Annotated in this window: 30 protein-coding genes; 1 reads left to right on the top strand and 29 read right to left on the bottom strand. The window is 53.5% G+C overall.

All coding sequences use genetic code 11. The features are described from left to right. A partial coding sequence (locus PsW74_RS29935) for a hypothetical protein (protein ID WP_244277888.1) occupies positions 1 to 382 on the top strand: 382 nt, incomplete at its 5' end. Between the two features lie 461 nt (positions 383 to 843). On the opposite strand, the gene PsW74_RS21225 is transcribed toward PsW74_RS29935, so the two are convergent. From PsW74_RS21225 to PsW74_RS21085, 29 genes are all read right to left on the bottom strand, one after another. After that, positions 844 to 1,848 carry a contractile injection system protein, VgrG/Pvc8 family gene (locus PsW74_RS21225; RefSeq protein WP_063288278.1) on the bottom strand — a complete coding sequence of 335 codons (1,005 nt, stop codon included), beginning with the start codon at positions 1,846 to 1,848 and terminating at the stop codon, positions 844 to 846. Positions 1,849 to 1,851: 3 nt separating this feature from the next. Then, a complete protein-coding gene (locus PsW74_RS21220) occupies positions 1,852 to 2,058 on the bottom strand; it encodes a tail protein X (protein WP_063288277.1) in 207 nt (68 codons plus the stop codon). A 19-nt stretch (positions 2,059 to 2,077) separates the two neighbouring features. Beyond that, positions 2,078 to 2,506 carry a phage tail protein gene (locus tag PsW74_RS21215; protein WP_057466123.1) on the bottom strand — a complete coding sequence of 143 codons (429 nt, stop codon included), beginning with the start codon at positions 2,504 to 2,506 and terminating at the stop codon, positions 2,078 to 2,080. A gap of 23 nt (positions 2,507 to 2,529) precedes the next feature. Beyond that, complete coding sequence (locus tag PsW74_RS21210) at positions 2,530 to 5,661, bottom strand: phage tail tape measure protein (RefSeq protein WP_063288276.1); 3,132 nt, start codon at positions 5,659 to 5,661, stop codon at positions 2,530 to 2,532. A 168-nt stretch (positions 5,662 to 5,829) separates the two neighbouring features. Further along, on the bottom strand, positions 5,830 to 6,138 hold the full coding sequence (locus PsW74_RS21205; RefSeq protein WP_063288275.1) for a phage tail assembly protein: 309 nt from the start codon (positions 6,136 to 6,138) through the stop codon (positions 5,830 to 5,832). A gap of 9 nt (positions 6,139 to 6,147) precedes the next feature. After that, on the bottom strand, positions 6,148 to 6,654 hold the full coding sequence (locus PsW74_RS21200; protein WP_063288274.1) for a phage major tail tube protein: 507 nt from the start codon (positions 6,652 to 6,654) through the stop codon (positions 6,148 to 6,150). 9 nt (positions 6,655 to 6,663) lie between these two features. Beyond that, the gene (locus PsW74_RS21195; protein WP_063288273.1) at positions 6,664 to 8,064 is read right to left on the bottom strand and encodes a phage tail sheath C-terminal domain-containing protein; all 1,401 of its coding nucleotides are present in this window, start codon (positions 8,062 to 8,064) and stop codon (positions 6,664 to 6,666) included. Between the two features lie 70 nt (positions 8,065 to 8,134). Then, entirely contained in the window at positions 8,135 to 8,566 is a 432-nt protein-coding gene (locus tag PsW74_RS21190) for a hypothetical protein (protein WP_063288272.1), read from the bottom strand. Between the two features lie 47 nt (positions 8,567 to 8,613). After that, the gene (locus PsW74_RS21185; protein ID WP_063288047.1) at positions 8,614 to 9,360 is read right to left on the bottom strand and encodes a hypothetical protein; all 747 of its coding nucleotides are present in this window, start codon (positions 9,358 to 9,360) and stop codon (positions 8,614 to 8,616) included. Then, the gene (locus tag PsW74_RS21180) at positions 9,357 to 10,052 is read right to left on the bottom strand and encodes a phage tail protein (protein ID WP_063288271.1); all 696 of its coding nucleotides are present in this window, start codon (positions 10,050 to 10,052) and stop codon (positions 9,357 to 9,359) included. Before PsW74_RS21180 ends, PsW74_RS21185 begins: the two co-directional genes overlap by 4 nt. After that, a complete protein-coding gene (locus PsW74_RS21175; RefSeq protein ID WP_063288270.1) occupies positions 10,049 to 10,786 on the bottom strand; it encodes a phage tail protein I in 738 nt (245 codons plus the stop codon). Before PsW74_RS21175 ends, PsW74_RS21180 begins: the two co-directional genes overlap by 4 nt. Then, entirely contained in the window at positions 10,779 to 11,738 is a 960-nt protein-coding gene (locus PsW74_RS21170; protein ID WP_063288269.1) for a baseplate J/gp47 family protein, read from the bottom strand. The genes PsW74_RS21175 and PsW74_RS21170 overlap by 8 nt, the downstream gene beginning before the upstream one ends. Positions 11,739 to 11,760: 22 nt before the next feature. Beyond that, a complete protein-coding gene (locus PsW74_RS21165) occupies positions 11,761 to 12,135 on the bottom strand; it encodes a GPW/gp25 family protein (RefSeq protein WP_063288268.1) in 375 nt (124 codons plus the stop codon). A gap of 3 nt (positions 12,136 to 12,138) precedes the next feature. Then, positions 12,139 to 12,339 (bottom strand): hypothetical protein, encoded by a 201-nt coding sequence (locus PsW74_RS21160; protein ID WP_063288267.1) that lies wholly within the window; start codon positions 12,337 to 12,339, stop codon positions 12,139 to 12,141. Between the two features lie 12 nt (positions 12,340 to 12,351). Then, positions 12,352 to 12,966 carry a phage baseplate assembly protein V gene (locus tag PsW74_RS21155; protein ID WP_063288266.1) on the bottom strand — a complete coding sequence of 205 codons (615 nt, stop codon included), beginning with the start codon at positions 12,964 to 12,966 and terminating at the stop codon, positions 12,352 to 12,354. Between the two features lie 15 nt (positions 12,967 to 12,981). Further along, positions 12,982 to 13,770 (bottom strand): hypothetical protein, encoded by a 789-nt coding sequence (locus PsW74_RS21150; protein WP_063288265.1) that lies wholly within the window; start codon positions 13,768 to 13,770, stop codon positions 12,982 to 12,984. Further along, complete coding sequence (locus PsW74_RS21145) at positions 13,770 to 14,144, bottom strand: hypothetical protein (protein WP_063288264.1); 375 nt, start codon at positions 14,142 to 14,144, stop codon at positions 13,770 to 13,772. Before PsW74_RS21145 ends, PsW74_RS21150 begins: the two co-directional genes overlap by 1 nt. 2 nt (positions 14,145 to 14,146) lie before the next feature. Further along, positions 14,147 to 14,449, bottom strand: a complete 303-nt coding sequence (locus PsW74_RS21140) for a hypothetical protein (RefSeq protein ID WP_063288263.1) — start codon at positions 14,447 to 14,449, stop codon at positions 14,147 to 14,149. After that, positions 14,449 to 15,504, bottom strand: coding sequence for a major capsid protein (locus PsW74_RS21135; protein ID WP_193775947.1), 1,056 nt, complete (start codon positions 15,502 to 15,504; stop codon positions 14,449 to 14,451). Before PsW74_RS21135 ends, PsW74_RS21140 begins: the two co-directional genes overlap by 1 nt. A 13-nt stretch (positions 15,505 to 15,517) precedes the next feature. After that, positions 15,518 to 15,868 carry a hypothetical protein gene (locus tag PsW74_RS21130; protein ID WP_063288261.1) on the bottom strand — a complete coding sequence of 117 codons (351 nt, stop codon included), beginning with the start codon at positions 15,866 to 15,868 and terminating at the stop codon, positions 15,518 to 15,520. Continuing rightward, positions 15,865 to 16,941, bottom strand: a complete 1,077-nt coding sequence (locus PsW74_RS21125; RefSeq protein ID WP_063288260.1) for a head maturation protease, ClpP-related — start codon at positions 16,939 to 16,941, stop codon at positions 15,865 to 15,867. The genes PsW74_RS21130 and PsW74_RS21125 overlap by 4 nt, the downstream gene beginning before the upstream one ends. A gap of 24 nt (positions 16,942 to 16,965) precedes the next feature. Next, complete coding sequence (gene gpW, locus PsW74_RS21120; protein ID WP_193775946.1) at positions 16,966 to 17,226, bottom strand: gpW family head-tail joining protein; 261 nt, start codon at positions 17,224 to 17,226, stop codon at positions 16,966 to 16,968. Continuing rightward, positions 17,219 to 18,850, bottom strand: a complete 1,632-nt coding sequence (locus PsW74_RS21115; RefSeq protein ID WP_063288258.1) for a phage portal protein — start codon at positions 18,848 to 18,850, stop codon at positions 17,219 to 17,221. Before PsW74_RS21115 ends, gpW begins: the two co-directional genes overlap by 8 nt. Further along, a complete protein-coding gene (locus PsW74_RS21110) occupies positions 18,835 to 20,889 on the bottom strand; it encodes a terminase gpA endonuclease subunit (RefSeq protein ID WP_063288257.1) in 2,055 nt (684 codons plus the stop codon). The genes PsW74_RS21115 and PsW74_RS21110 overlap by 16 nt, the downstream gene beginning before the upstream one ends. A gap of 16 nt (positions 20,890 to 20,905) precedes the next feature. Then, positions 20,906 to 21,589 carry a hypothetical protein gene (locus PsW74_RS21105; RefSeq protein WP_063288256.1) on the bottom strand — a complete coding sequence of 228 codons (684 nt, stop codon included), beginning with the start codon at positions 21,587 to 21,589 and terminating at the stop codon, positions 20,906 to 20,908. Between the two features lie 178 nt (positions 21,590 to 21,767). Continuing rightward, on the bottom strand, positions 21,768 to 22,304 hold the full coding sequence (locus PsW74_RS21100) for a phage tail protein (protein WP_063288255.1): 537 nt from the start codon (positions 22,302 to 22,304) through the stop codon (positions 21,768 to 21,770). Between the two features lie 115 nt (positions 22,305 to 22,419). Next, positions 22,420 to 23,151 (bottom strand): hypothetical protein, encoded by a 732-nt coding sequence (locus PsW74_RS21095; protein ID WP_063288254.1) that lies wholly within the window; start codon positions 23,149 to 23,151, stop codon positions 22,420 to 22,422. A gap of 312 nt (positions 23,152 to 23,463) precedes the next feature. Next, positions 23,464 to 25,122 (bottom strand): phage/plasmid primase, P4 family, encoded by a 1,659-nt coding sequence (locus tag PsW74_RS21090; RefSeq protein ID WP_063288253.1) that lies wholly within the window; start codon positions 25,120 to 25,122, stop codon positions 23,464 to 23,466. After that, on the bottom strand, positions 25,119 to 25,497 hold a 379-nt coding region (locus PsW74_RS21085), incomplete at its 5' end, for a hypothetical protein (protein ID WP_193777974.1). The genes PsW74_RS21085 and PsW74_RS21090, both read right to left, overlap by 4 nt.

The following is a 25,497-nucleotide window of genomic DNA, read 5'->3' as shown; positions in this document are numbered from 1 at the left end:
CACCGACGAACACGCCGCGATCGCGCTGGATGCCGAGCCAGTCAAAACAGGCTTGCGGGATGATGCCCGGACAGCTCAGATCCAGCGCGGTAAACTTCAGGTGCTGGCTGCGGGAGGCTCCGCCAATGGCCGCGTTGTAGGCCGCAGAACGGAAGGCGGAGAGAATGACAACCGGTCGCCCGAAGTGTTCTCTCATTCTATCAGCCATGGTGATGGCGGGGATAATGTTGGGCCAGAGCTCCGCAGGCGGATCTGCGTTGAGGCCGTAACCGGGATGCCCGGGCGTTTCATGCGCTTTCCCTTTGCTCAGCAGCTCATGGGGCGAGAAATGGCGCAGGTTGAGGCCCTCGCAGAAGGCGGCAAAGCCCTCCACGCTCTCTAGTTCAATGATGTTCACGGGAATTACTCCAATAAAAAACCCGCCTCGAAGGGCGGGTGGATGAGTTGCAAAATGCGCAACCAGGAGCTGAATGTCTCTGCAAAATGCAGTATAAAGAGTTTGTGGTGATGGGGATGGATTGGCCATCCCCGCCACAAAGGAGAAAAGCATATGAAGTTACAGCTTCTCGCAATTCTCCTTCAGATTATCGTGGCCCTGATGCTCTTAGCGAACATCATACACCACTGGTAACCTGAAGCCGGTAGGCCCTCTCTGACACAGAGGGTCTACTTGGCTTACAATATAGGAGCACAATCATGTCAACGCAAGATAAACTGGCAATCGCCTCTATCGGCCTTTCCATCGTGATCCTAATTCTGATTGGCATCAACTACGGTTGGTTTTCCTGAAAGCTAAAGCTGTTTATTCAAACCTGGTAGCCTGAGAATGCAATTCTTTGCCGGTCAGGCAGTGTCGCTTCTCGCTTTAGCCTTGCCTTCAATTTCGGTCAGTAATCCACCGCCTTTGGAGTAACTGTGGGTGACGCCTTCTGCGATAAACTCCAACCCGTCTACACCAGGACGCACACCGGCATAGGTGAACGGTTGCCCGGCCAGAAAATCAGGTCTGCCCTCAATTGAAACTGTTGTGGTCACCTCACCGCGCAGCAGCTCTTTGGCACGTGCCTTAGCAGCCTCTCTTGCCTCGCCTTTAGAGCTGAAGGTCTCACGGATCTTGTAGGTGCCCTTCCCGTTCGTATCGCCCTGTGCCTCAACACCGACACGACGGGCTTTGTTCGGGTCCTGATAGTACGCCTTAATCGTCTTGTACCGACCACGATCTCCAAACCGCACGCGGCACGACCCTTCAATGATCTGGGTTTGCGAGATGGTTTGAACAGGAAGTTCCTTTCCGCTCGCACTTTTGCCGGTTCCTTTTTCGGCAAAAACCAGCCGACCATCTTTGATAGCAAACAATGCCCCATGGCGACGTGCAAGCCGTTCAAGCAGGTGCATATCCGATTCACTTTGCTGACCGAGCCACTCATAAACGTGGCTGGCTACTGCATCATCAATGACAGGCTTTAGTCCGTGCTCACCAGCTATCTGCTTCACAATGTCTTTGACGGACTTGTTGTCAAAATGGCGTTCTTTCTGGGTCTTCAGTTCTTCCGTTACATCCGCGCCTTGTCCTGGCACATTGAGGAGATACGGCAGGCATTGCACCTCAATTTCGCTGGCCGTATATTCGCCTTGGTACACCAGACCACTGGTGGCGTACCCCATCCAAACCTTGATCTTAGCTTTTGGCTTTGGCAGCGCGACAAAGGGAGGACCATCCTCCAGTTCCAGATCAACGGTATCTGATCGCGTACCTTCACGGTCCACCACTCGGATGGAAATCAAGCGTTCCAGGAACAGCCCTGAAACGGGTTTGCCGTCGATAGAGACTTTTACGATTGGCCGCATTGTCTAATCCCAAAGCTTCAGCGTGGTTGTCTCATTGCCGCTCAAAACCGGCATAGAGATCTTGGTTCCACGCGGTACAATAGGTGTGAGCCCCGCAAGGTGGGTGTTTGCCGCCAGCACCACTTCAACGCTGCCCCTGGTATGCCCGTAATACTGCGAGCAGATCAGATCCAGAGGGCGTTCAATGTCCACCTCAATCAGTTCCGCCATGTGTGCTCCGTGAGTTGAGTTAAAAGATCGAAGCGACAGCGCCAATCACATTAAAAAAGCTGCTTGGGTAGGCCAGCAGCTCGATGGTGTATTCATTTTGCCCCGGTGTCCCGATCCGGTTGTGAAGGCTTTGAGCTTCTTCGACCCCTTGGATGGTGTGAGATCCAAATACCCGCCCACCAATAGAAACCAACATCAACGGCACGCCCTGCCTGGCAGCAAGGCGCACACCGTCAAGCGTTGTTTGCCCGCCAAATTCTTGCGGAAACAGAACTCCATTGATGCGGATGGTTTCAGAGCCAGGGCCCGTCCATTGCTGGGCATGCATACGCCCGGCAGTCTCCTGCGTAGCCCACCGGGTTTCCAGTGTCCGTTCCAGCTCGGTATAGCCAAAGCCGTGCGCATGAAACAAAAACGGCCCCAGCGCCATAGGAATTGGTCCAGCCATAGCCACTCCATAAGTTTGTAAGATTACATGCCACCATCAGAATGATACTGGCGAATAGCTTTAACGCTCTCTCGCCCTACATCCTTGCCCAGTGAGCGAGCGTCTTTTCCACTTCCACCGGACACATGTACATGAAGCTCACCCACAAGCGGTGCATTACGGGCTGTACTGCCGGCGCCTTGCTGCTGAGTAGTTGGCGGAGTGAACAAGGCAGCCTGAGCAGGCGGTTGCGGTAAAGACAAGCCAATGGGCATTGCAATCGCAGCAGATGCCGCAAGTGCTCTGATTTGTTTCAGTTGGTTGTTGTTGGAGACATATTGGCCCCTCTCGGTCCAGATGTATTCCGGTCCGTTTTCTCCAACGAGCGCCGGACCACGGCCTGTGACACCACCTCTTGCAAAAGCCGGCAATGGCTTTGCTCTGGGTGCGTTCGCTGGCACCATTACAGCTTTAATCTGGTCTGCCTTTTGTTGCAGCGCCTGAGCGATCTGCGACGTTTGCAGTTCCTTTTCAAGCTTGGCAATTGTTTGTGTCAGCTGCTCTCGCATACGGTTCAGGGTCACAAGCTGGGAAGCCTCCCGAGGCGTCCCTTTCACCTTGGCAATCTTGTCATCAACGAACGCCAGCTTTTCCTTCGCTGTTGCCAGGTCGCCGGAAAACACTTTGGATTGTTCAAACTTCTCCCGTGCCACCTGCCTTTTTGGCAGGACATCGGGATTGTTCACTATGCCGGCTTTAAAGACCCAATCCGGTAAGACACCTTCAATCCAACTGTTCAGCGCCTTTCCATTTTGAGCGCCGTCTTCTAACTGTTGGAGATAATGAGCCTGTCTTTCTTCATCCGTTTTGCCCAGCAGGTGTAATTCAGTACTTAGAGCATCCCAAACAATCCCGGCAGAACCAGCAAGCGCGAGGGACTTTCCAGCCCTTCCTCTAACTTTTGATTTGCTCTTTGTTTTGGCTTTGTCTTGCTTGTGATCACCACCCAACAAGTTATCTGCGGCTTCACCCAGTATCAATTCACCCAGCAAACCAGATCCACGGCGTCCTCTGAGCTTATTGGTTGCCATCTTCAGGCCAAGGGCTGCAACTGTTGCCGTTGCAACAAGAGTGGTCAGAGCTCCACCCACCGCAATCAACCCGGCCACAACAGCTGCAATGGTGCCTGCAAGTTTGGCCTGATCCGGATTTTCTTTCACCCAATCACGCAATGGGGCGAGGAACTCACGGATACACTTGGAGACCGCCCGAGCAACTGGCAGCATGGTTTCACCAAATTCCGCTTTCAACGCATACATCTCATTGGAAAGCAGTTGCAGTTCGTTTGCCGTGGTCGCTGATTTTGAAGCGTATTCGGCTTCTGTAGAACCGCGATAGCCTGCATGGTCGTTTTTTGGATCGTACTGACCATCATTTTCAACCAGCTTGTAGGTGTCTTTCAAACGCTGGATGTTTTCAGTCAGACCACCAAAAGCCTTCGCTTCCTCACCAAAAAGCTGTCTTTCAATTGCAAGGCGGCGGTATTTTTCAACCTCCCCAAGCTTTTCAACCACCTTGAGCAAAGTGCCAAAGGCATCAACCTGCATGTCCTTGGCGACCTGGACAGGATCAAGCCCGACTGCCGCAAAAGCTTCTCGCTTGTCTTTACTCAGCGTATCTGCACCGGTCAGCGTCTTGGTGACATTCGCAAATGTGGTGGCAACAACCTCAGGGGCGAACCCACCGGCCACCATTGACGATCCTAACGCAAGCGTTTGATTTTGAGTAAAGCCTGCTTTCTTAAAACTCCCGGCCACGCGGGAGAAGTAGTTAAGCAGGTCAGGAGCGGTGGAAGACGTTTTGTTGGAAAGGTGGTTTACCGCATCAACGTAGTCCGTCAATCCGTCAAGATCTGTGCCCAATGCTGTTTTGGTTTTAGCCAGCACTTCGCCAGTAAGCGCCCCGTCAAGATCAAAAGAAACACCAGCCTTACCCGCAAGTTCTGTAAATCGCTGCAAATCTTCTTTTGCAATACCGGCAGAGCTACCAGACGCCTGCAAGGCAAACAGCTCAAGCAACGGCATCGCAATCTTGGTAGACATATCAATGGTTGCTTGCTTGTATTTCTTCTCTTCAGCCTCATCGGTGAAGTTTGTTTTGGCCTTCACATCGGCAAAAGCTGCTTCCACATCGATCGCGACACCAACGGGGTTGTACATAGCCCGCAAAGCTTGCCTGCTGGCGTAAAAAGCTGCAGCACCGCCAGCTCCAACAGCCGCTGCCTTAACAGCCTTGCCTTTCATGGCCTGCTGTTTCTGGTCCCGCACCTGTGCCGCTTTCTTTTGCTGTGAAAGCTTGGCATTTTGTGCATCGATCGCTTCACTGGTGTTACCTATTGCAGCGGCCAGCTTGCGCTCTTCGGCTGTCAGATCTTTCACGTTCATACCAGCTGAACGCATGCCGGTCTTCATATCGACAAGAGACTTGGAAGCTTTTCTGGTCTCTCTTGAAAGCTTCTCTGCCCCCTCTTCAGCCTGGTCATAGGCCCGACCAACTTTTTTCGCCTCACGCGTTGTGCTGGCAAGTTGCTTGGAAAGGACCTTTGCTTCTTGCCCGGCCTCTTTGGTTTCTGCGTTAAGTGCAGTCAGTTGCTCACTCTGCGCAGCCCGAATTGATCTTAGGCCCTGCTCTTCTGCCTTCAGTTCAGCAATAGCAGCCTTCAAACCATCAATAGGTTCCTTAGCTTTGCGCGCCGCTCGCATTTGCTCTTCAAGAGCTTTGCGCGCTGCCTGATTGCTCGCCAGCTGTTTGCTGGTTTCAGCCTGTTCAACCTTCAGGCGCTGCATACGCTCGGCAAGCTGCATCACCCGATCACTTGCTGCCTCATAAGATCCAGCCAGCAATTTGGCTTGATTGTTCAGTCCTGCCAGCTGCTCGCGCCGACCGGAGAGCGTGTCATAAGCTGCTTTGGTTTTATTCTTCAGGCTGTCCAGCTGGCCTTCCAGTTTCCTGAAGTCCCCGAGTTGGTTCATTTTGCTGTTGAGGGTTTTAACCTCACGCACCCATGGCTCGGCAAACTTCTTTGCGGCCTGCGCACTTGCCCCCGTGGTCTTTTGAAACTCGCGGGTCATGTTCGAGACCACGCGCAAGTTCAATTGAGTTTCAATCTTGCGCATAGCATGCTCCAGTTTGCTTTAATTATCGCCGGGAGGTCTCAAATGCTTCCCGCTTGATCCTCTGGGCTTCATAAAAATAGTCGATAGCTTTTTGCGGTGACAGTTGTTCTACGTGACTGAGCGGCGTGGACAGGTGAGCGGCAATCTCTGCCGCCACCTGTAGCCAGCTTAAGGTTGTTCCGTCACCGCTTCCGCGTTTGGGTCTTCACCCTCACCCGGTCGCTTATCAGGAGGAAGAAAAAGCGGAACCGTTTGCATGTCGCACGCGTTGTAATCGTAGAGCTTCAGGCGCTTGATGACAGGCAGGCTCACATCGGCAAGAGCTGCCAACAACACAGCGTTGCTTTCCAGAGTGTCCTTTTCAAACTTCTCGGCTTGAATCATGTCCGCAACAGTGGGTTCGCGAAACACAAGCTCGTTATAGGTCCGCCCGTCATGCTCGACAGGCGATTGAAGCTTTACAGTGATCTGATCCATGTCGGTCTCTTAAAGCTGGAGTGCACTGCGGATGCTGTCATATTGCGACACACCGCCAATCTTCACGTCAAAATCATCCATCTCAACAATCTGGGCACCGTCGATTTCCAGTTTCATTGAGTGGACCGAGACCTGATAATCCGTCTCTGATTTATCACCTGGCTTCCAGCCTCCGGCATCGACTTCACGCAGGAAGCCGCGCATATAACAGGTGGCGCTATGAGTGGTGCCGTCCTCATCAGCAAACGCCCCGGTGGCGAGAAAATCCTTTTCAACACCAGCTGCCAGCCCGAAGAGCTTCAAAGTCTCAGGGTCAAAGGCTGTCATTTTGAAGCTCATTTCCAGCTTCTCATAGCCAAGGACCACATCGCGTTCTTTGATCATGCCGGCATTGCGCATGCTCTCGGTTTTCACCGTGAGCTTGGGAATGGTGATTTCACTTGCGTTGCCCACTTTGGAATCGCGATCCACGAAAATGGTGCAGTTGCGCAAGATGTATTGCGGTGTCTCTTTCATGGGGTTTCCTTAAACGGAGGTGGTCAGAACACCGTTCAACAGCTCGGTGTAATAGGTGATGTTGCGGTGAGCGATGAAGCGGATATCTTCCATGGGAGCTGGCGGCTCAAAATCCACGGCCAGCGTGATCTTGCCGCCTGCCATGGCCTCGTCCGTGTTGCGCTCCATGTCCAGCCAGACCTTACCGCCCAGGATAGCGCCTTCAGCCTTCAGCTTGGCCATGAAGGCATTCCCGCTCTCAACCATGAACCTCAGGTTGGCCTTGGAGAACGGCTTATCGACAAACTCCATGTAAGCGCTGCGGATAGCATCATTGATGAAATCAGCCGTCCGGCGCACCGCCATAAACCGCCAAAGATCATCGCCGCCAGAAAGCCGGTTGCCCCAGGTCTTAAAGCCGTCTCCATGATTGATGATGGTGGCAATGCCGCGCTCATTGAGATAGTCGGTCTGGGGGCCATACGCGATCGGGCGGGACACCGCCGTAACACCGTTGATTGTTTTGTTGGAGAGCGACCACCAGAATCCGTGCGTGCGATCCGTTTTTGCCTGCACACCGCAAAAATACGGCGCTGATGGCTTAAACCGGTTGGCATTGAGATCCGTGTCCCAGTCTCCAACCTTTGGATCAACAATGTAGATACGCGGGTGAGCGTTTATTTCTTTGAAGTTCACCGCGTCCTGATCCGTGCTATCAGGTCCATCAACGATGCCGATAGCCTCAAGCTCACCCAGCACACCGCCAAGCTCGGCAATCACCGGATCACCAACCGCACCAATATTGACAGTCGCGGTTGCCCCGTTGCCATCCCCGTTTAAGGTAGCTGTGGCATTAGTGTAACCGGAACCGGCCTTGGTAATCACCAGTTCGGTGACTGCCCCTTCCAAGACCATTGCAATTGCCTCAGCCCCGGTACCATCACCTGTAATCGTAACGGTTGTGGCATCGGTATAACCGGCACCACCACTTGTCACGTTGATGGATTGCAGGCCTTTATCTTCAAAGCTGCCAGTAAAGCCAGGAATGGCAATCAGGCGCGGTGTCAGGCCATGAGCCGACTGGCATTTTTTGAGCGCGTGGATACCGGTGAGCGTTGAGGCTTCACCGATCACGTTAGAAAGCGTTGCAGCAGCATCTGCCCCTTCTGCAACGCGGATCACAAACACGTAGGTTCCCACCTGTTTAAACACCGCATCAACGCCATCGCGCAGATTTCCGTCCCCGAGCAATGCCGCCTTGCTCTGGTCCCCTAAAAGCAACACCGGCTCATTCAAAGGGAAGGCTTCAGCATCGGCACCTTCAGCAGTGCCAATCAATGCGATGGTAGAGGTCTGGGCAATCTCGATAAGAATGGGATTTTCAGCAGATTCAAAGACCCGCACCCCATGGTGAAAGCTGGTATCAGCCATTCAATTCTCCATAAAAAAACCGGCCACACAGGACCGGATACGGATGAAACTCAAAAGGAAGGGAAGCGGCTTAAAACTGCTCTGTCAGTGCAACCACTTCAGGCGGACACTCCGGCCAGCTGGCATCCTGTGTGAAATCGGAGGCTGGATCTTCAGCAAGTTCCAGGCATTTGGAGCGCATCGCGCCCACCCAGTCCAGCGCAGCCTTAATGCCGACCAGAACCGCTTTTTCATCCTGTGAGCGATCCGCTTCAGCCTTGCCCGCAATCGCAGCCCCAGCGGTTGCCATGTTCATCTGGGTCTCAGCGCTGGCGCGGGCATAAATACGCTTGCGGCATTCCGCTTTGATGGTTGTGAGACGGGCATCTTTGTGGGCTCCATCAATGGCAACCTGTGGCACTCCAGCTGCTTTCAAGTCCGCTTCGCTCCAGGCAATGTAGGTTTTGCCTGCATGTTTCAGGCTCAGGCTCTGGCCTTCAGGTTGATCGTAGTAATCTGACATAGTTTTACTCTCGTGATATTCGGTTTGAAAGGGAGGCTGGTTTGAGCTTAAGGCAACTCATCAAGCGTGATGTTCATGGTGTAAGAACCAAGTCGGGAGTTCCTGCTGAAACGCTCCTTCAGGCCTGCCCCCGAAGCCGTAATATTGGAGAGATAGACACCAACTGGACTATAGTGCCCAAGGACATGACCGGCTGGCGCACCTTCGTCTTCCGTAGGAATGTGAATATTCCCGTAACGGAATGTCACACCCTGGGTGCCTGTATGTGAAGAAGTTGTACAGCTCACAATGGAGGCATAGTTGCTGGTTGGAAGCCCGTTAAACTGCGGATCAAGAACCGGCAGTTCCATGTCCAGGTAACAGAAGTTGAAATATCCAGATCCAATCCAGCGAAACCCCTGGAATGCACGGTAATCTGTGTCATCTGTTCCATGAGAGTACTGCTCGAACGTCACCTTGCGATGAGCGTCTTTGTGACCAGTAATCATCAGGTAACAGTCACGCGCAAATACTGGCTCTGTCATGTGGTAGTCGCTCAGCAAGTAGATATAGCCACGACCATGACGAGGAACCAGATCAGCAGCTTTTGCCATGCGTCTGAATGGAGCTTCAGCTGATCCATCATTCTCATCAGAGCCGTTCACCGCATCCACGTGAAACGTTCGCTGAAGCTCGGGCGCGACCTTCAGAATTTTTTGGATCTCAGCATCGTGCTGCGAGTAGGTTTCCCGGACGGCTTGGGTCAGGGCTGTGGTGGATTTGACCACCTCATTCAGGCTTTGTGTCAGACTCATTGCAACTGATCCTTTTCAATAGTGTGGCGTTGAATGGTGAGGAGTGAGGATGCAAGAGACGCACCCAAAGTAAGCTGCTCAGTGCGGGTGTTCGTTTGGTGGTCAACTTTGCTTTCCAGCGCCTCAATCCGACGCAGCAACTCGGCCTGACCAGTCTGAGAAATGGAAAGCGCTTTACTCAGACTGCGCACCGCTTCATTGAGCTGGAAATTTTCGTGTTGCAGAGCAATCATAGAGGTGGCTGTGCCCGCAAACTCCTCGCCAAAGAAGAGCTGAAAATTCACATCACCGGTGATCTCAATGACGCTTTGCGGAAGCCCTGTCAGCGCCAGCACAAACGAAAATGCGATTGGTACGCCAGGCGTGTACTGCGCCAAAGGCGTGTCAGGGTCTGACCATACGGCCAGCAAGGTGCCATCCTCTAACATCACACCAAGCTCTGCCAGTATGAACCCAGTGTCCCCGTCAATCTTAGCCGTGATCTCCATCTGGAAATCATCCAGATAACGAGACCCAATTATCTCGATACGGGCTTTCTCTGATTTTAGACTGTTCTCATTGCCTGTTGGCGTATAACGCGAAGTGCCGAAGCACAGGTGTGTGATCCTGGCATGAAGGCCAGCGTCTGAGGCATCAAAGATAGCCCGCATGCCAGCGCGCGTAAGTGTTGGATTGATGGCCTTAAGGCTCATGTCAAAAGCTCTCCATGAAGTGAAAGAAAGGAATGCCCGCGACCAGTTGCGGCACAACCAAGAACGGCCCCCATTTGCGGGAGAACCGGCTCAACTGTTTGCGCCAGGAAGGCAACACCATGTGCTACCGTGCCTGCGCTCAGCGTTGCTCCACTTTCGGGAAGAACCATTGCGCCCGTGGGCTGCGTGAAGGCGTTAGACCGGCCTGCAAGGCCAATACTGAGCGATGTCTCAAACTGCGCTCCAATCTGGAAACTAAAGCCCCGCGATTTTGGTTTAGTTGCTGAGATTGTGTTCAGGATATTTTCTTGCAACCTGGCATCCAGAACCGGCCCATCTGCAAAAATTTGCTCATTGGCATAAGCTGTAATCTGAAACGTGCCAGCTACGCCCGAGCCGCCCTCCTGCCACCATTCCAGCAAGTGCGCTGCCACCCCAAGAGCTGTGAGGGCAGTCTTAATTGAGTAAGGGGTGCCTTTGTATTTGTGCACCTCTTTCGAGACAGCCAGCACACGGCGTTTGACTTGCTCAGGCCATTCCCGGTCCCACACATCAACGGAAAGCTCCCAGCCCAGATGGTCAAGCAGGCTTGCAGGTGCTTTCAAAGGGGCCAGACAATCGCGAATAACCTCAGCTGGAAGACCAGACATACGGTCTTCAACAAGATCCATTGCCACGACAATATCAGCAGAGTTCGGCGGTAGCACAGTTTGGCGGAGAACCTTATCAGACATTGCGCCAGCCTCCGGTGATGGAGGTAACGGTAATTTTGACAGAAGAGGCGTAAGGCGCTTCGAAAGGCCCGACCATCACATCAGCTGCAGGCTTGGTGATGATCACCTCCTCCACACCATCTACTTTCAATGCCGCCGCAAGTGTGGTGCGATAGAGCGGGCGACCTATGGCAAGGCGCGTTGAAATAAACTTTTGCAAGGTTGCTTGCGCTTGTTCTTCAACGATGGAAGCAGTTGAAGCTGACACAACTTGCAGCTCAGCTTCAACTTCATAGTGAACAGGTGTCGCAGAGATAACCGTCAACTTGTCACCCACTGGCCTGCGTTTGTCTGATTTCAGGTTCTGATAAACGCTCTCCAACAGAGCATTACTTGCGACCCCGTCCCCAATTCTGGAAAGAACACAAATCACGGGCTCAGCAGGAGGAATTGGCGGGTCCAGATTGTCATCAGGCCCATAAGGCACAACGTCCAGCACATCACCGGAGGACTGCAAAGCCCAGTAGACGTATGCGCCTTCCGGCCCATAGGGAGAGTAGCTTTCCAGCACCAGCTGAATGCGTGCCCTATAACTTTCATCATCCTCATAAATGACGTTTTCAGGGTCACTGTCATCCAGAACCAAGCGGGCAACGCCCCGCCCTGCTCCGCGATGGTCAAGATCAGATCCAGTTGCCGTTGCAAGCAGAACTGATTTCACCGCCGCATTAATGCGCGCATTCATGTAAAGCTCGCGCGATGCTCCTGCCTCACTTAAATAGCGGGCGGGCGATGCAGCAATGGAGCGCGCCAGTGCCATGATCTCATCAGCTTCAGCCTGTTCAAAGCGGCCATCACGCAAATGACGGTCCAGCTCAATAAGGCGGGCTTCAAGCAAAGCATTATAGTCCAGTTCCACCACAGCGGAGGGTTCCGGCAGTGTCGCCAGATCAAGCGCAGCAAAGCGGCTCATGGTGTTATCCTGATGTCGGGAGTTAAAGGCCAGAGATCGGCACAGATAAGGTTTGCTCTCCACCTTCCGGCGCAGTATCGCCGTGATGGCCTCTTGGCAAATAGGTGCCAACCAGGTTCAAGTGGATCTTGCCAGGTTCAGCCTGCGATACGTTTAGGGAGCTTAAAGAAAACCTTGGCTCCCACTGCTCCAGGGCAGTTGCGACAGCCACAAACAACGCCAGAATGCCAGCATCATTGGAAGGCACATCCACCAGGTTTGGCAGGTCAGATCCAAACTCACGCAGGAAAACCCGCGTGTTTTTTGGAGTTGAGAACAACCGGTTGATGGACTGGACCACATGAGCCCAACCAGAGACCTCACCGCCCGTTATCTCACTTAAGTCCTTACCGGCCATGCCCTAACCGGCCTTTAGAGAGGAAGCCTTGCTTTTTGCAGCTGCCGGCTTTGTGGTTTTCACGCTCATCTCAGCAAGCCGGCTACCAAGAGGCGGAAGATCAACCTGAGCCTGTTTTTCAAACAACTCAATTTCCTCGCCTTCCCGGCGATAGGTTCCATGCAAGAAGCCTGCACGCAAAACACGGTAGCGGTTTTTTTCCATAGTATCCTCCAATTAGACAGGAGCCCCGGTCTTAGATGGACCAGGTGTCACTCCAGAATGAATGTGGGTGTGGTCTATTGTGGTGCCTTCCGACTTCACATAGCCGGAGTTCAAATCCACATCGCCTGCGGCCTCAATGCCTGAAGGCGTCAAAGTGATTGACGTACCTGCAACGCTGAAAGTCATCTGCCCATCAACCAAGGTAATGGACGCATTCCCAACACTGAGCTGGAGTTTATCGCCACCACCTGAAACGATAATTTTTGTCGCCCCAACCTGCGCAAGAACATGGTCGTCTCCTTTTGCGCTCGGTCTGGGATTGTCTTCACTTGGCAGCGCAGACCCAATGCGGGCATCGGTTAAATCACCGCTCTCACTGGTCAGTGATACTTGCTGACCAATCGAAGGCGGATTGTGGGTCTTATTGGCGCCGCTTGCCGGCTCGGTCCAAGGTAGCCAGCCCGTAAGCATGGGAGTATCTGAATCTGTCAGCCTGACCCGTGCTTTGCCTTTGGCCGCATCAACTTCAGAAATCACCCCTTCGCGCGTGCGCGAAGCAAGCCGCCGTTTGATCTCGGCAACCTCAAAATGCAGTTCAGCAATTAAGTCTGGCAGGTCCTGCGACATTGCGCGTGCTCCAAGTTACTGGGAACCGGCGCTGACTATGCTCTCCGGTGGGTCATTGGAAAAAACAGCTGAAGGATTGAGCGCAGATGCATTGGTCAGTTTTAGGGCATCCGCTTCAAGGCCAGATAACCCATGAAGGAAGGAAAGCCGGTCATCCTGCTCCCGACCGTTCCAGGCAAGCAAACCTTGCAAGCGCTCACATTGCTGAGGATCACTCTGCGCAAGCTTTGTTAGAAACCGGCTCCAAATCCCAGTCTCAGGCAGTGCTGCTCCTGGAACAGGGTCTGCAACCAGCTCAACGGTTAGCCGCAACTGACCACTCACCAACCGCACCCCATCACGGGCATTGCCATGACGCAGCTCTTCACAAGCTCGAAAGTCTGGAGCAAATCCCTTAAGCAGCTCAGACCAAGGGTTTTGAGGATCAAGAAGAGCGAACTTGATTTGCCGCGTTAGGGCATCAAGAAAGAACTCAAAGTTGGGACTTGTTGCAGGCACTTCCAGCCCAACAACAATACTTTCGCCCTTCTCATTGGTCTGGGTCATCGCAGCTGTAATGCCGAAATTAAAAACCAGATCCAGGTGACCATTTACGCGAAGCGAGCGACCACTCAACTCGCCCGAATTAGAAACATCCGTGTAAACGGCAATAAAAGGGCCTTCCTCATCGGTGCGCAAACTTCCATCACTACTCACCTGAAGCGCCGCCACCTTGCTATCAAGGATATTGTTACCAACTAACGTTCCTGCTGTTTTTAGCGCCTCCACGGCGCAGTGACGCAATGCAATACGGGCAAGCGACATTAGGCTTCTCCGAGTTCAAGAATAATGCGGGACGCACCGCGATCATAAACATCAAGGACTTCAAACCACGGGAGGCCAGCGCGGGAAAGCGCTTGCACCTTGTCTCCGGTCTTGGGCATAGGCCCGCCATAGTCAGAGCGGGAAAGCTCCAAGAAAGATGGCTCTGCAGAAAGGCTGGTGCGCTCTTTTTTCGATCCCTTGGCAAGATTGAACGCATGCCCTGCACCACAGCGCAAAACCGCATTCACCGCCGTATTTTCGCGGGTAGCATCGCTGCGCTGTTCACCGTCAAGGAAAGCCAGCAAAACCGGCTCTCCCATGACGTCATCCACCTCTTCGGTGAGTTCAGCCCGAAGGTCATCAAGCTCAGGCATGATCAGTCCTGAGCCGAACCATCGGTGCTGGTCTGATCCTCAGAATTCGTGCCATCAGAACCATCACCGGCACCAGCACCAGTAGATGAATCCTTAGATGACTTGCCGCTCTGAGAACCAGAGTTGTCACTCTGCGTTGCCGCTGGTTTAGGCGGCAGAGAAACTTCTGCAAGCCCACCAAAGGCATCCAGTTTACTTAGCTCAGCCTTCTTCAAACCTGTTGGCAGTTGCTCGCCCGGTTTAATGACGCCTTTTGAGGTCAGCAACCGGGCAGTTGCGATCTTGACTGTGCCAGCTCCTGCCATCAGACCACCCCTTTCCAGACTTTCACACCGTTGGGACGACCCGGGATCATCAATGGCGCTGATTGCGTCATTGCCTGATCAATGGACGGATTGTCCTGTTCCCAAACTTTGGGGAACATCGGCATCGCCTGAAGGCCAGCTTTCTTGTCCATGATGGTGCCAAATGCACGAACCCCGTAAACACCAGAGGTCCCACTTTCGCCAACTGGTGCAACCAGCATGACTTCACCGGGTTCCAGATAAGGCTTTTCGGTCCCATCAACATCACGATAAGTGCTGTGATCGACATAGATGTTAAAGTTGCCAGTGGTTCCTTTGAATTCAACTGGATTTTCCGGATCTGTCGCAGATGGAGACGCCGTCAAAGTGCTGTCATTGCGCTTAGTGAGATCCATCTCGGCCTTCACGCTTTTGTTCACTTTGAAATGTCGCCACACATCCGGAGCAAGATAGACTTCTGTTGCCCGAGACCCAGTCTTTTTAGCAACCTCCGCAGAACCTTCTTCCAACAAAGAGAAAAGCTCATAGTCGGCGTTTGACCATTTCTGATCATCATCAGTGATCAAATCCACCATTTCAGGCGCACGGCCAAAATCCACCAGACGAGCGGGATAATCATCCCCCACAATCAGGACTTTGCCTTCTTTCAGAGCGAAACGTCCAAGCCATTCCCATCGCGCTTCAACTTGCATTTTTTGTTCGTAAAGAGCGAGAGCGACTGCTCGTTCAAACCGATCCATAGCAGTAAGTTCGCCAGAAAACTTTTCACCAGCCATACGCGTGACAGCATCGGTTGGCTTGATCATGTTCAGCGGCTTCACGTAAGCAGGTTTGAATGATTTAGCCGTGTATCCAGCACGCTCCTGCGGCTTGCCTGCATTCAGAGGCATTACGAAAGGCGCAAGCGACACTTGATCTCTGAACACGCTATCAAAATGGATCTCTTCTTTGTCTGAGAGATGCTCAAGCTTGAAAAACTTATCAATGAAATGCCGTTTAGGCGTAAAAATTGTTTCGATCACGGTCATCAGATCGCTTAGGGTGTAAATATCCACGTGCATAATCTCCTTAAGCAACCTGCCAATAACGCGCCAAGATGCCGTTGCCGCGCAGCGCATGTTTCACCACTTCAGCGTCCAGGTCACCAAAGTGCATTTCATTTAGGTTGAAATCGTCACCTTGAACGTAAACGCCCATGGAACTGTCCGCCTCCAGCGTAATGCCAACAGGCATCACGATACTGGCCTTGCTCGCATCGTTAAGAGCAACAAACACCTTGTTGGTGCTGTCATACTCAAGCACTTGACCGCGCTTATAAGTACCAGCGGCAACTGTGTTGGGTTGGGTTTTAACATTCCCGCCATGGAGGTTATCGACGGGAGACGGTCCGTGGTTGAGACTTCCAGCCAGATGGCTCATTTAGCACCTCCAAACATGCTCTTTGCTCGGTTGACCAGACGTGCCCCTTTGTCATCGTCGGTCAAATCTGATGGGTTGCTGTAACTAGATGCTTGGGAACTGGCAGATAGGCGCTGCTGTTCGTAAGTACTGGCCTGAGTTCTTTGTCCGTCACTCTTCGGCGCATTGCCCTCACCAGCTTTAGCAGCCTTATCAAGCACCTTCTGACCATCCTCAAAGCTTGTTGAGGTCTCAAACGCAAGGTACTTTGCAAGTTCAGTGCGACCAACAGCTTCAGCACAATTGAGGATTTTGCCGATGCGCTCACGCTCGGCTGTTTGCGCATCGGCAGCATTCGACTGCATCTGGTCAGTAGTAGAGTTGGCGGAGTTGGCATCCGCCGCAGTTTGTGTCGTCATAGGCTGTATCTCCTGATTGACAGTCGTTTGTGCGACGGATGCCGCCGGAGAGCGCTGAGGCTCAGCACTCCAGTTCCTTGTCTTGGAAAGTTGTTTCAGGGTGTCGGGCGCGCAGTTGTAAGTGCGGTAGTCAAAGGCAGACACACTCACTGCCTGTGCTGCCTCATCAACGGTTGCAAAACCTTGAACCTGAGCTTCACTGCCATTCATCCAGGTTTCTTCAACCATCATTTGGCGTAGCTCGTCAGGTGTCTTGCCGGTTACATCTGCGTAGATGCCTGCAAGTAAATCAGCTTGCTTGTGCAGCAGCTCACCCATCGCTTCGTGCTCTGCTGCTGTACCGCGTTTTTCTCCAGCAGGATCATGGATCATCATCATGGCCCCGGTACGCATAGTGCGTTCATCACCAGCCATGGCAATAATGGAGGCAGCTGAAGCTGCCATTGCGTCGATGATGACAGACACTTTGCCCTTGTGCGTTTTCAGAGCATTGAAGATGGCAATACCTTCATCGGTATAGCCACCACCTGAGTTGATCCGCGCGGTGATCGGCTCATCACGGCCATGCAGAGCAAGAGCATTTAGCACTTCCAATGCTGTAAAGCCTTCATCCCAATAGTTTTCGCCAACGAACCCATAAAGAATGAGTTCGCCGTCCTGTAAAATTCCCGGCATTTTAGATATCCTTAAAGAGTGGGCTCAGCACCAGCGAACTGAGCGAGCCCGGCGGCGAAGCTTGCCGCCAGCAGCAAGGCTGCACTTGGCTTCGTACTGAGCAATCAGCTTTTTCAGCGCAGGCAGATTGGCAGCTGTGTAAGTCACTTCATCCCGTCCAAACCGGACGGTTTCCCGGCGACCACCAACGGCAACAACCAGCTCAATTTTGCGGAGCGCCGTTGCAACAGCACATGGCTCATTGATGGAAACCATCTCAGAACCGATTTTGACCTGATCACTCATCAGCAGCTCCTTGTGCTTCATCAGTGCTTGGTGCCGTTGCCTGTGAAGATGTTCGCTCATAGGGTGAGCGCATTCCCTCAGCGAGATAGCGCCGGTGCTCGGAGAGGCGCTGCTCAAACAATTCCTCTTCATCTATGCCCATCTCAGAGCATTCATGAGCAAGGGATGAGGTGCCATTTTCCAAACGCGTGCTGGAAGCCTTGGCGCTTTTTGCATCATCTGCCGTTGGTTTGGCCGGTCCTTGCCACTGGGCCCAGGACGCTTCTTCACGCAAAGCCGAATAGGCTTCATACCCGCCCTTGAAGGGAATACGCTCTTCACCGATTTCCTCATCAAGCCAGCTTTCGTAAACAGCCTGATAGGTGGGCGCAGCAATGCGCTCTCGCCGCCTGGTCACGACCGGCCAAATGCTTGCATTTTCCATCCGGACGCTGGAGTAAGTGGCATTGGAATAGTCCATGGTGAGACCACCGTAGGTAATCCCAATCGCCCGAGCCATTTCCCGACCAAGTGAGCCTGAGAACGGCAGGTAATGAGGGCCCGGAGTTCCAGCTGTCTTGATTTCGAAATCTTCACCCGGCGCGATATGTGACACCGTAGGATCACTGCCCAAATGAACGGAGTTTTCTGCTGATTTATCCAGGGTGCTTAGGAGATAATCAGAAAAAGAGTCTTTGAACTCCTTACCGGCTTCGGTGTCTTGCATCGCGTCGATCGCAGCAAACGCTTCTTCTGATGGCAACTCACTCTTCAAAACAGCAGCAAACAAGGTTTGCAAAATTGCGGTTTGCAGCGTGGCATCTTCAAGCATTTCGTGCTGGATGTGCTTTCTAAAGGCCGACGCCAACACGGAAATTCCACGTACATCGCTTGCACAGGTGGGATCAAAAATATGCAAGACCTGAGCACGCCCAGCCAGATCGCGAGCGTTATACCTTGTCTTGACGGTTTGACCGTTTCTAGCCTCTTCAATCAGATAGGAAATCGGGCGGCCATTCTCATCATGGTAGACACCCTGAAACAAACGGTCATGTTCCAGCGTGTCCTGTGCCAGCTTCTGCGGTGAGAACAGGCAAAGCTTTGTTCCGGCTTTAATGCCGTAGCGAGACCGCTGAGCACTGCCCATATAATCCAGCATGCCCGTCACTTCGCCAAAGGTGATGTAGTCTCTCAAAGAGCAATCAACCAACTGTGGCAGTGTGAACTTACCGCGCATATCGCATTCAGCCTGGTTCCAGGCAAACCGCTTCCAACGTTGCTTAACTAGTCGGCACCAATCAGCAGTTTCCTGCGCATCATAGCCTGCAGCGTGTAAGTCCGGTTTGGGATTAAGCAGCAGCTCGGAGCCAACCGTATCTGCAATCACCTGATCCACAGCGCCTTTAAGCCGCCCTGAGTTTTGAATGATGTCACGCGCCAGTCCTGCACAGCGGCGCCAGGACAAACGAATATCATCCCGGCTGTTTGAGAGCGGAGCTGGACGTGTTGCCAGAACCTTAGAGCGAGTATCGCGCAGATATCGACTGACGCTGCGCACTGCAACCTGCCCTGTTCCCTTCTCAGGTGGTGCTGATTTCCCGCCTCGGTTAAGCAACCGACCAAGCGCTTTTAACGGTTTCGCCATTTCTCGCGCCTCTTCCTGATACGTTGCTGCCTCTCTGCCCATCCGTTGTCGTGAGCGGGAGCTGCTTTTATCTGTGATGTTTTGGTGGGAGTGCTGACCTGAATTGCCTTGACTGCTTCAGGTGAAAGCAAGTCCAGATCCTTTGCAGGCACCAACCGCTTTCGCAGCCGCGCCCAATCATTGTCAGTGTTGGAAGTCAGGCCCAAATGCTCGGCAATCGCCATGGCGTAGATCCGGCAATCAAGGAAGTGGTTATCTTTCCGGGATTTCTTCCATTCCTCAAGCAACCGGCCCTTCACCAGTTTCTGGTCGAAGTACTCAGCGGTGATTTGAAGAAAGTACTCTTCATCCAGCCAAACACCATAATGACAATAACCAGGTGGATCACGCTCAGCGCCAGCTGCCATGCCAGACTTATGCAAGCTGCCATAGAACTCATGCTTAAGGCCCCATGTTCCAACCGGCCAAAGCTGAGAGCCACGCACCTTTACGCGCTTGCCCCGTTTGTTGACTGACTTCTTTTGAGGTAACCCGATCGCTGGAACACCGCGTCCCCCTTGACCTTTAATGGCGTAGGTATCTGGCCTTGCTCTGCACCAACTCAGCACCTGCTCCATACGGCCACTGTCACCAGCATCCACCGCCAGACCATCCAGCCGGCGCTCCATGCCCCATGCGTCCTTAAAGTGCTGTTTGTAAAACTCATCCAGCTTAAGCCATGCACCGGCCTTAATGTCGTCCGTAGAGCCTTCAAGAAAGTGCGCATCCACGCACCAACTTTGCCGGTCATCTCCAAAGGCCACCGCCTCCACATAGATGCCGTAGTGCTGAACGTCCGCACCGGCCACAAACAACAGGCCTTCAGCCGGGATCGTGCCGCGCTCCAGCTGTTCACGCCGCTCCATAAGCCGTTCATGTTTCGGAGCATTGCCGCGCATGGCATATGCCTTGGCGAGCACCAGATTGGTAAAGTTCTTTTTGGCTGCTTCACTTCGTTTTTCCGCATTGATGAAATCCCGCGCGATATCGCCGTAACTCATCATCAGCGAGCAAAACGCATCCACATGAAAGCCTGGCTGGCGTCCCTCGTCTGGCTTTGTAGCAATGAACCGCCCTTTGCGAACAGCAACTACGCGCTCAGCCTCTGTAATAGAGTGGCCGCATTCCTCACAAAGGTAAGTGCTCTCCTCTGGATTCTCGCGGTTTACCTGAAACCCGCTCCAGTCCTGCCGTTGTTCAAAGTCGCAGGACGGGCAGCGGATATGCCAAAACCGTTGGTCTGAGCGTTTGAAATCGCGATCGATACGACAGTGGCCTGGACCTTCTCCGTCTTCATCGCCGCTATCATGTTCCGGGGTAGAAAGAGCAAAGATCTTATAGGACTTCTCACGGCGAAATGCGGTGAAACGACCAAAGAAAAGCTCTTCAGGATCGCCGCCATTGTCCGTCTCTTCCCACTTAGAAACCTCGTCTTTCACCCCATACTTGATCGTCTTGGAGGAAAGATCCATTTCCGAATTGGCATTGGCAAGCGACAGTGCGCCACCTGGGAACTTCTTCTCAAAGGTGGTTGAACCTTTACCGCTGCGGCTTGTAATCGGTTCAATCACCTGCTTGGAAGTGCGCTTCTCCCATGCCTCAATCAAAGGCATGATCTTCATGGAATTGGTTTCTTTCAGCGCCTGATCGCCAGGCACAGCGTACAAAATATTGTCGGGTGCGTTTTCCGCCAGGTAGATGCTCCAGGAAAGCCCCAGAATGGAAACACCGGTCTGCTGAGACTTGCGAACGCACACATAGTTGCAAGGATGATCAGCAGACAGACACGCCGCAATCTCCAGCAAATACGGAGCGTCTTTAGCATTCCAAAGCTCTCCTCGCCTCGGCCCGTCCACCAGCTCAATGTTCTTTGGGAGCCATTCATGAAACGGTAGCGGCTTCTTAGGGCGGATCGCCTTTGCAAGTACTCTCGTAACAAGACGAGCCGCACCGTAAACTCTTGTGTTTGCTCCTCGCAAACTTCCCAAAGTTTCCTGCATGGCTCACCTGTTGTCGTTAGAGTTCCTCCTGTTGCTCCCCTGCAAGCATGAGTTCTTCTGCACTTGCTTCAGTCCCAAGCATGTCCTCTGGCAGATCATCAAACTGTGGTGCTTCCTGAAAAGCAGCTTCCATTGCTTCGGCAATCTCCTCTGCAACTTCAAAGGCAACATCTTTCAGCGCCAGGCGCAGGCCATGGACACCATCTTTGGTGACACGTGCTGCCAGATCATCTGCCCGATTGGGAAGTCGCGAAACAACGGATTTGATCTCGCCTCCCATTTTGGCGAGCGCATCTTCCATAAGATCGCGGCGCACCAGCGCTCCAAGCTCTTCCTGCATTGCAAGCCGGAGCCGGAGCACCTTAAGCCATGTCTCTTGGCGCTTGCCCTCGTTAAGGCTTTGCGGATCGGCACCAGGCACAGGTGCTGGCTGCCCTTGAGACGGCGCAGCGGGACTTGGTGCTGCAACGATAGCTTGCACCTTAGCGGACGCTTTGAGCGGGTTCGTGAAACGAGCGCGTATGTGGTCATAGTGAGCAAGCGAGAAGCACGTAATCCGTCCACGTCCATCGCGATCAACTGGCAAGTTATGATTGTCTGCGTAGTTGCGCACGTTTTTTGAAACAGCCGATTTTGAGACTCCATCGCGATCGGCGACCTGCACAAATGTTGCCATCACCAGCGGTGCATCATCTTGCATTTGTATGCCTCCACCTCTGGCAACCTTGGCAACCTTGGCAACCGGTTGCTGGCAACTCTAACAACCCTGACAACTCAAATTTTCAACCTGTAAAACTGACCAAACCCCGGGAGCTGCGCCCCCCGCGGGGAAAGGATGTTTTGTACGGTCCCTTTTTTTCTCAGCCGCCGCCGCGCCTTCAAAGCGAGCGGAGCAGCCGGTCGATTTCGTGTTCCAACCGAGGCCGCAGCTTTTCGTCGGCGACGCTTTCGAGCACGTCCATAAATTCTTCTTCATGGTTTTGAACATCAGCAGCAGGGTTTGGCCCCCAAAGTTCGCGGACTGGAAGGCGTGCTGCGCTTGATCGTTTGAACACTCCAGCATGACCAGAGGCCATCGTGGCAAGGAATGTGCCCTGGTGTGTTCCCCAGTTGCGAACAGATACACCATCTCGTGTCTGGCGGACGCTTCCCAGCTGGTAGAGCGGTATCCAACCAGAGCGCATGATAACACTGGCAGTATCTGCTCCTGTGTTCACCGCAATGGTTACACTGCGAATATCCTTTTGCCGCATTCCTGTAGATGCTGCGGACTTTCGAATGACACGCGTTTTGGCAATTGCTGTCGTATGTTTGAGGGCGCGAGCAATGGCCTTTCCTTTGATCTCACCGGGCAAGTTGCCAAGCCCACGCATGAGGTCATCAAGGTCTCGTTTGTCAAAGCTAACTGTGAACATGTTGAGGCCTTAGGAAACAAGCGATGTGTCACTTCTCAATAAAAAACCGCCCTGTAGGTTGTCCCTCAAGGCGGTTTTCTTTCCGCTGTCAGGCTGTCAAACGACGCGGGTCATTTCAAGTCGCGGAGCTCATTTGGAGCAATCTCACAGCCTTCCGATCGAACTCAGGTGATTGAAACTTCTTGAGTTTGTGAGTTTTCAACATCGGTAGCGCACCGCTTATGATTTCGAGCGCTGCGCACCAGTAGGTGTAGGTTTCCAGCAAAAACTCTTCCAAATCACTCTCAACGGATACCACCTGCAGCTCACAGGCCTGCCCAACGCGGCAGCCCGGCCCGTCATAGTCGTGAGGCTTTGGCAGTTTTGTACCCGGGCGAGCAAAAAGCTCCTCACCATCAGCCCGCCAGTAGCTCATCACCGTGCGTCCGGTCTTATCGCGCTTTTCCTGTAGCTTGCGGCCACTCAGAGCTGGCTTTTCCGGCTGCGTCCGGTTTGCGCCGTAGTAGATCAGCAGGCCAGCGGCATAGGCGCAATCATCGGACTGAGCTGCAAACTCCTTTACCGCACCATGCACGGCTTCGGCATCCGGATGCAGCTCCACACATGAGCGCCCGCCACCATCCACGAAGGTGCGCAGATGCAGCAGCTGCTCAAGTGAATTCAACGCACAGCGGACGTCGAAGTGCCGCGCCTCATCATCGCTCACGATATCGAGATGAGCTTTCTGCTCGCCGTAGGTCCAGTCCAGCAAGCTGACCAAATCAATCCTGCGGACTTCGTTCTGCTGTGCCTGCTCTTGTTTGAGCCGGCCAATGTATTCCGGTGATGCGCGCAGCGTTTGAACCATAATTGATCTCCTGCGAGTGTTTCGAGGGTACCGCGAGTGTTAAAATCAGACCCTCGCGGTCATTTTATCTTTTAATATCAATTGTTTTTATAACCCTCCGCGAGGGTTCAAGGGTTAGTTGACTAATTACGCATATGAGAAGTCTTTTCCTTAAAAGCTATTCCCCATTCCCCTATATATGCGCAGGCGCGCGATATACCCTCGCGCCCTCGCGGCTATCCTCTAACCCATTCACGGCTTTACGAAATCCGGCGCGAGGCACACGGCTTAACCCTCGCGCATACCCTCGCACCCTCGCGGGTTTAGTTACACTCATCCCATAGGCTCCCAACTCATCGTTTCAGGACGCATCTCAGTTGGCAGATTGAAGCGCACATTGGCGTACTTACGGATGCGGGTCATCACCTTGCGCATGCCCGGTTTCTTTGGAAGCTCACGACCTAAAGCTGTTTCCGTAAAAGGCTTTAGGCCGGAAACTTCACACCATTTCTTATAGGTGTCATACATGGCGCGGCCAGTGATGGAGGGCTCGTTCGGGTCCTCTCCCGGCGGCTCGGCAAACTCCAGACAGGCATCCACAAATTGCTGTATCGGGTCCAGCTCGGTCTTGTAATCCTGCGTCAGGCCTTCCACGGCTGGCGGCACATCCAGCCCTTCCTCCATATAGATCTGAAGCCCCTTCAGCATCCAGTTGAGAATGCCCGATCGCTCGGCTTCAAACTCCGCTAGCACCTCCGCCATGGGCCGCTTCTGCTCTTCGCTGATCCGCACCGACCAGGGCACAATCAGCAAGCGCCGCCAGATCCCGTAGTCATTGCCTTTGATGAAGGGCTTGTCGTTACCGCTCATGATCGCCTTGAAGATGGGCGTCATATCAAAAAAGCCCTGATGCAGCCGCCGAACCTGCATGGGCTCGCCGCCCGTCAGCGCCTTGATCAGCTCCTCTTTCACCGCTTCGCCCTTTGGCAGCTCGGAGACACGCACCAGACGTTTGCCCACCAGCGTTGCCAGATCCGGTGTTGCCTGGTCACCACGGCGCTGACCCGTGCCGGTCACACTTTCCGGGTTCAGTTGTCCGGCATAATCCCCCATCAACCCGCAGATCGCCTCCACGAAGGTGGATTTGCCGTTGGCCCCATCGCCATAGAAGAACAGCAGCTTTTGCTCTGCTGTCAGCCCTGTCAGGCAATAACCGGCATACACCTGTAAAAAGCGCTGCACGCTCACATCCGGCTGGAAGAAATCCAGAAACGCCTGCCACTGCGGGCATTCTGCTTTGGGGTCAAAGTTCACCGGCGCGCATTTGGAAAGCCGCATGGCTCTGTCGTGGGCCACAGAGTCCGGCACCATCACCTGCCCGCCTTCTCCATCAGGTTCAGGGTGCAGCTGCAGTGTGGCCGTGCGCGTGTTGAACACAAGATCGTCTTCGTCCATTTCCTCTGGCGCATAGGTCACATGCGGCAGGGCCTGCACAATCATGCCTTTGATCTTGTTGGAATTGCCGCTGGAAACCGCAAACTTCTTGCGCGCCGTGCGCCTGCCGGAGCGGGCCTTTTTCACGTCCTCCGCATCCTTCAGCAGGGCTTCCTGCTCTTTGGTCAACGCTGCTTCTTCTGCCAAACGCGGCACCGCCTTGGCTTTTTCCAGCACCAGCTCCTCCCAGGGCTCATAGCCAAGGTAGTCGAGCTCTTCTTTAATCAGCTCCGCCGTGCGCTGCGCATAGCGGGTCATCACTTCCTCGCCGCCGGTCAAATCCCAGTGGGTGCCTTTGAAGGTGTAAAACCCCACCTCCCGCACATGCAAAAACTCCTCGCCAAAATGCTCCCGAAGCCGTTTGGCATTGCCCGTATCATTCTGGTCATAAAGGGCACAGCGCGAGAGTTTTTCCGCAAACTCGGTTGAAAGTGGGGTGATGAGGGGATCGTCACTTGGCTGCATGGCGCCCTCAATCGCCTGGCTCATGGTGCTCATGCCGCATCCCTCCCGTTCGCCAGTATCCAGTCATTCATGTCCATGCCTAGTGGTGGCCATAAGATCTGCGCTGATCGCTCCTCAAACCGCAGGCGCCGCACAGCCCGTTCCAGCTGAGCTTTCAGTGCCTCAAGGTCTTTGGTGTCACTATCTGCCAAAACAATCATGGACCGCGCCTCAAATGGTAAAAACGCACGAGCGCTGGCCATGTCCGGTTGCCGTGATGGCAACAGGTGGCCGGTGCGCACCGGATGCGGTTCGCAGACCCCGTCGGGCTTGCCAGAGCCCACCAAATTGCCAAGCGAGCCCGCACACCAGCACGAAAGACCAAAGGGCGCACAGGACAAGCAGGTCTCAATGCCCTCACCTACGCCC

Source organism: Pseudovibrio sp. W74 (genome assembly GCF_001623085.1).
Classification (GTDB): Bacteria; Pseudomonadota; Alphaproteobacteria; order Rhizobiales; family Stappiaceae; genus Pseudovibrio.
Note: the sequence above shows the minus strand (reverse complement) of the source record. Positions and strands in the feature narration are given on the sequence as shown.

Coding starts and splice junctions, on each gene's coding strand:
- PsW74_RS21225 (WP_063288278.1), bottom strand. CDS start 1,848: ATGCGGCCAATCGTAAAAGTCTCTATCGACGGCAAACCCGTTTCAGGG.
- PsW74_RS21220 (WP_063288277.1), bottom strand. CDS start 2,058: ATGGCGGAACTGATTGAGGTGGACATTGAACGCCCTCTGGATCTGATC.
- PsW74_RS21215 (WP_057466123.1), bottom strand. CDS start 2,506: ATGGCTGGACCAATTCCTATGGCGCTGGGGCCGTTTTTGTTTCATGCG.
- PsW74_RS21210 (WP_063288276.1), bottom strand. CDS start 5,661: ATGCGCAAGATTGAAACTCAATTGAACTTGCGCGTGGTCTCGAACATG.
- PsW74_RS21205 (WP_063288275.1), bottom strand. CDS start 6,138: ATGGATCAGATCACTGTAAAGCTTCAATCGCCTGTCGAGCATGACGGG.
- PsW74_RS21200 (WP_063288274.1), bottom strand. CDS start 6,654: ATGAAAGAGACACCGCAATACATCTTGCGCAACTGCACCATTTTCGTG.
- PsW74_RS21195 (WP_063288273.1), bottom strand. CDS start 8,064: ATGGCTGATACCAGCTTTCACCATGGGGTGCGGGTCTTTGAATCTGCT.
- PsW74_RS21190 (WP_063288272.1), bottom strand. CDS start 8,566: ATGTCAGATTACTACGATCAACCTGAAGGCCAGAGCCTGAGCCTGAAA.
- PsW74_RS21185 (WP_063288047.1), bottom strand. CDS start 9,360: ATGAGTCTGACACAAAGCCTGAATGAGGTGGTCAAATCCACCACAGCC.
- PsW74_RS21180 (WP_063288271.1), bottom strand. CDS start 10,052: ATGAGCCTTAAGGCCATCAATCCAACACTTACGCGCGCTGGCATGCGG.
- PsW74_RS21175 (WP_063288270.1), bottom strand. CDS start 10,786: ATGTCTGATAAGGTTCTCCGCCAAACTGTGCTACCGCCGAACTCTGCT.
- PsW74_RS21170 (WP_063288269.1), bottom strand. CDS start 11,738: ATGAGCCGCTTTGCTGCGCTTGATCTGGCGACACTGCCGGAACCCTCC.
- PsW74_RS21165 (WP_063288268.1), bottom strand. CDS start 12,135: ATGGCCGGTAAGGACTTAAGTGAGATAACGGGCGGTGAGGTCTCTGGT.
- PsW74_RS21160 (WP_063288267.1), bottom strand. CDS start 12,339: ATGGAAAAAAACCGCTACCGTGTTTTGCGTGCAGGCTTCTTGCATGGA.
- PsW74_RS21155 (WP_063288266.1), bottom strand. CDS start 12,966: ATGTCGCAGGACCTGCCAGACTTAATTGCTGAACTGCATTTTGAGGTT.
- PsW74_RS21150 (WP_063288265.1), bottom strand. CDS start 13,770: ATGTCGCTTGCCCGTATTGCATTGCGTCACTGCGCCGTGGAGGCGCTA.
- PsW74_RS21145 (WP_063288264.1), bottom strand. CDS start 14,144: ATGCCTGAGCTTGATGACCTTCGGGCTGAACTCACCGAAGAGGTGGAT.
- PsW74_RS21140 (WP_063288263.1), bottom strand. CDS start 14,449: ATGGCAGGAGCTGGCACAGTCAAGATCGCAACTGCCCGGTTGCTGACC.
- PsW74_RS21130 (WP_063288261.1), bottom strand. CDS start 15,868: ATGAGCCATCTGGCTGGAAGTCTCAACCACGGACCGTCTCCCGTCGAT.
- PsW74_RS21125 (WP_063288260.1), bottom strand. CDS start 16,941: ATGCCGGGAATTTTACAGGACGGCGAACTCATTCTTTATGGGTTCGTT.
- gpW (WP_193775946.1), bottom strand. CDS start 17,226: ATGAGTGATCAGGTCAAAATCGGTTCTGAGATGGTTTCCATCAATGAG.
- PsW74_RS21115 (WP_063288258.1), bottom strand. CDS start 18,850: ATGGCGAAACCGTTAAAAGCGCTTGGTCGGTTGCTTAACCGAGGCGGG.
- PsW74_RS21110 (WP_063288257.1), bottom strand. CDS start 20,889: ATGCAGGAAACTTTGGGAAGTTTGCGAGGAGCAAACACAAGAGTTTAC.
- PsW74_RS21105 (WP_063288256.1), bottom strand. CDS start 21,589: ATGCAAGATGATGCACCGCTGGTGATGGCAACATTTGTGCAGGTCGCC.
- PsW74_RS21100 (WP_063288255.1), bottom strand. CDS start 22,304: ATGTTCACAGTTAGCTTTGACAAACGAGACCTTGATGACCTCATGCGT.
- PsW74_RS21095 (WP_063288254.1), bottom strand. CDS start 23,151: ATGGTTCAAACGCTGCGCGCATCACCGGAATACATTGGCCGGCTCAAA.
- PsW74_RS21090 (WP_063288253.1), bottom strand. CDS start 25,122: ATGAGCACCATGAGCCAGGCGATTGAGGGCGCCATGCAGCCAAGTGAC.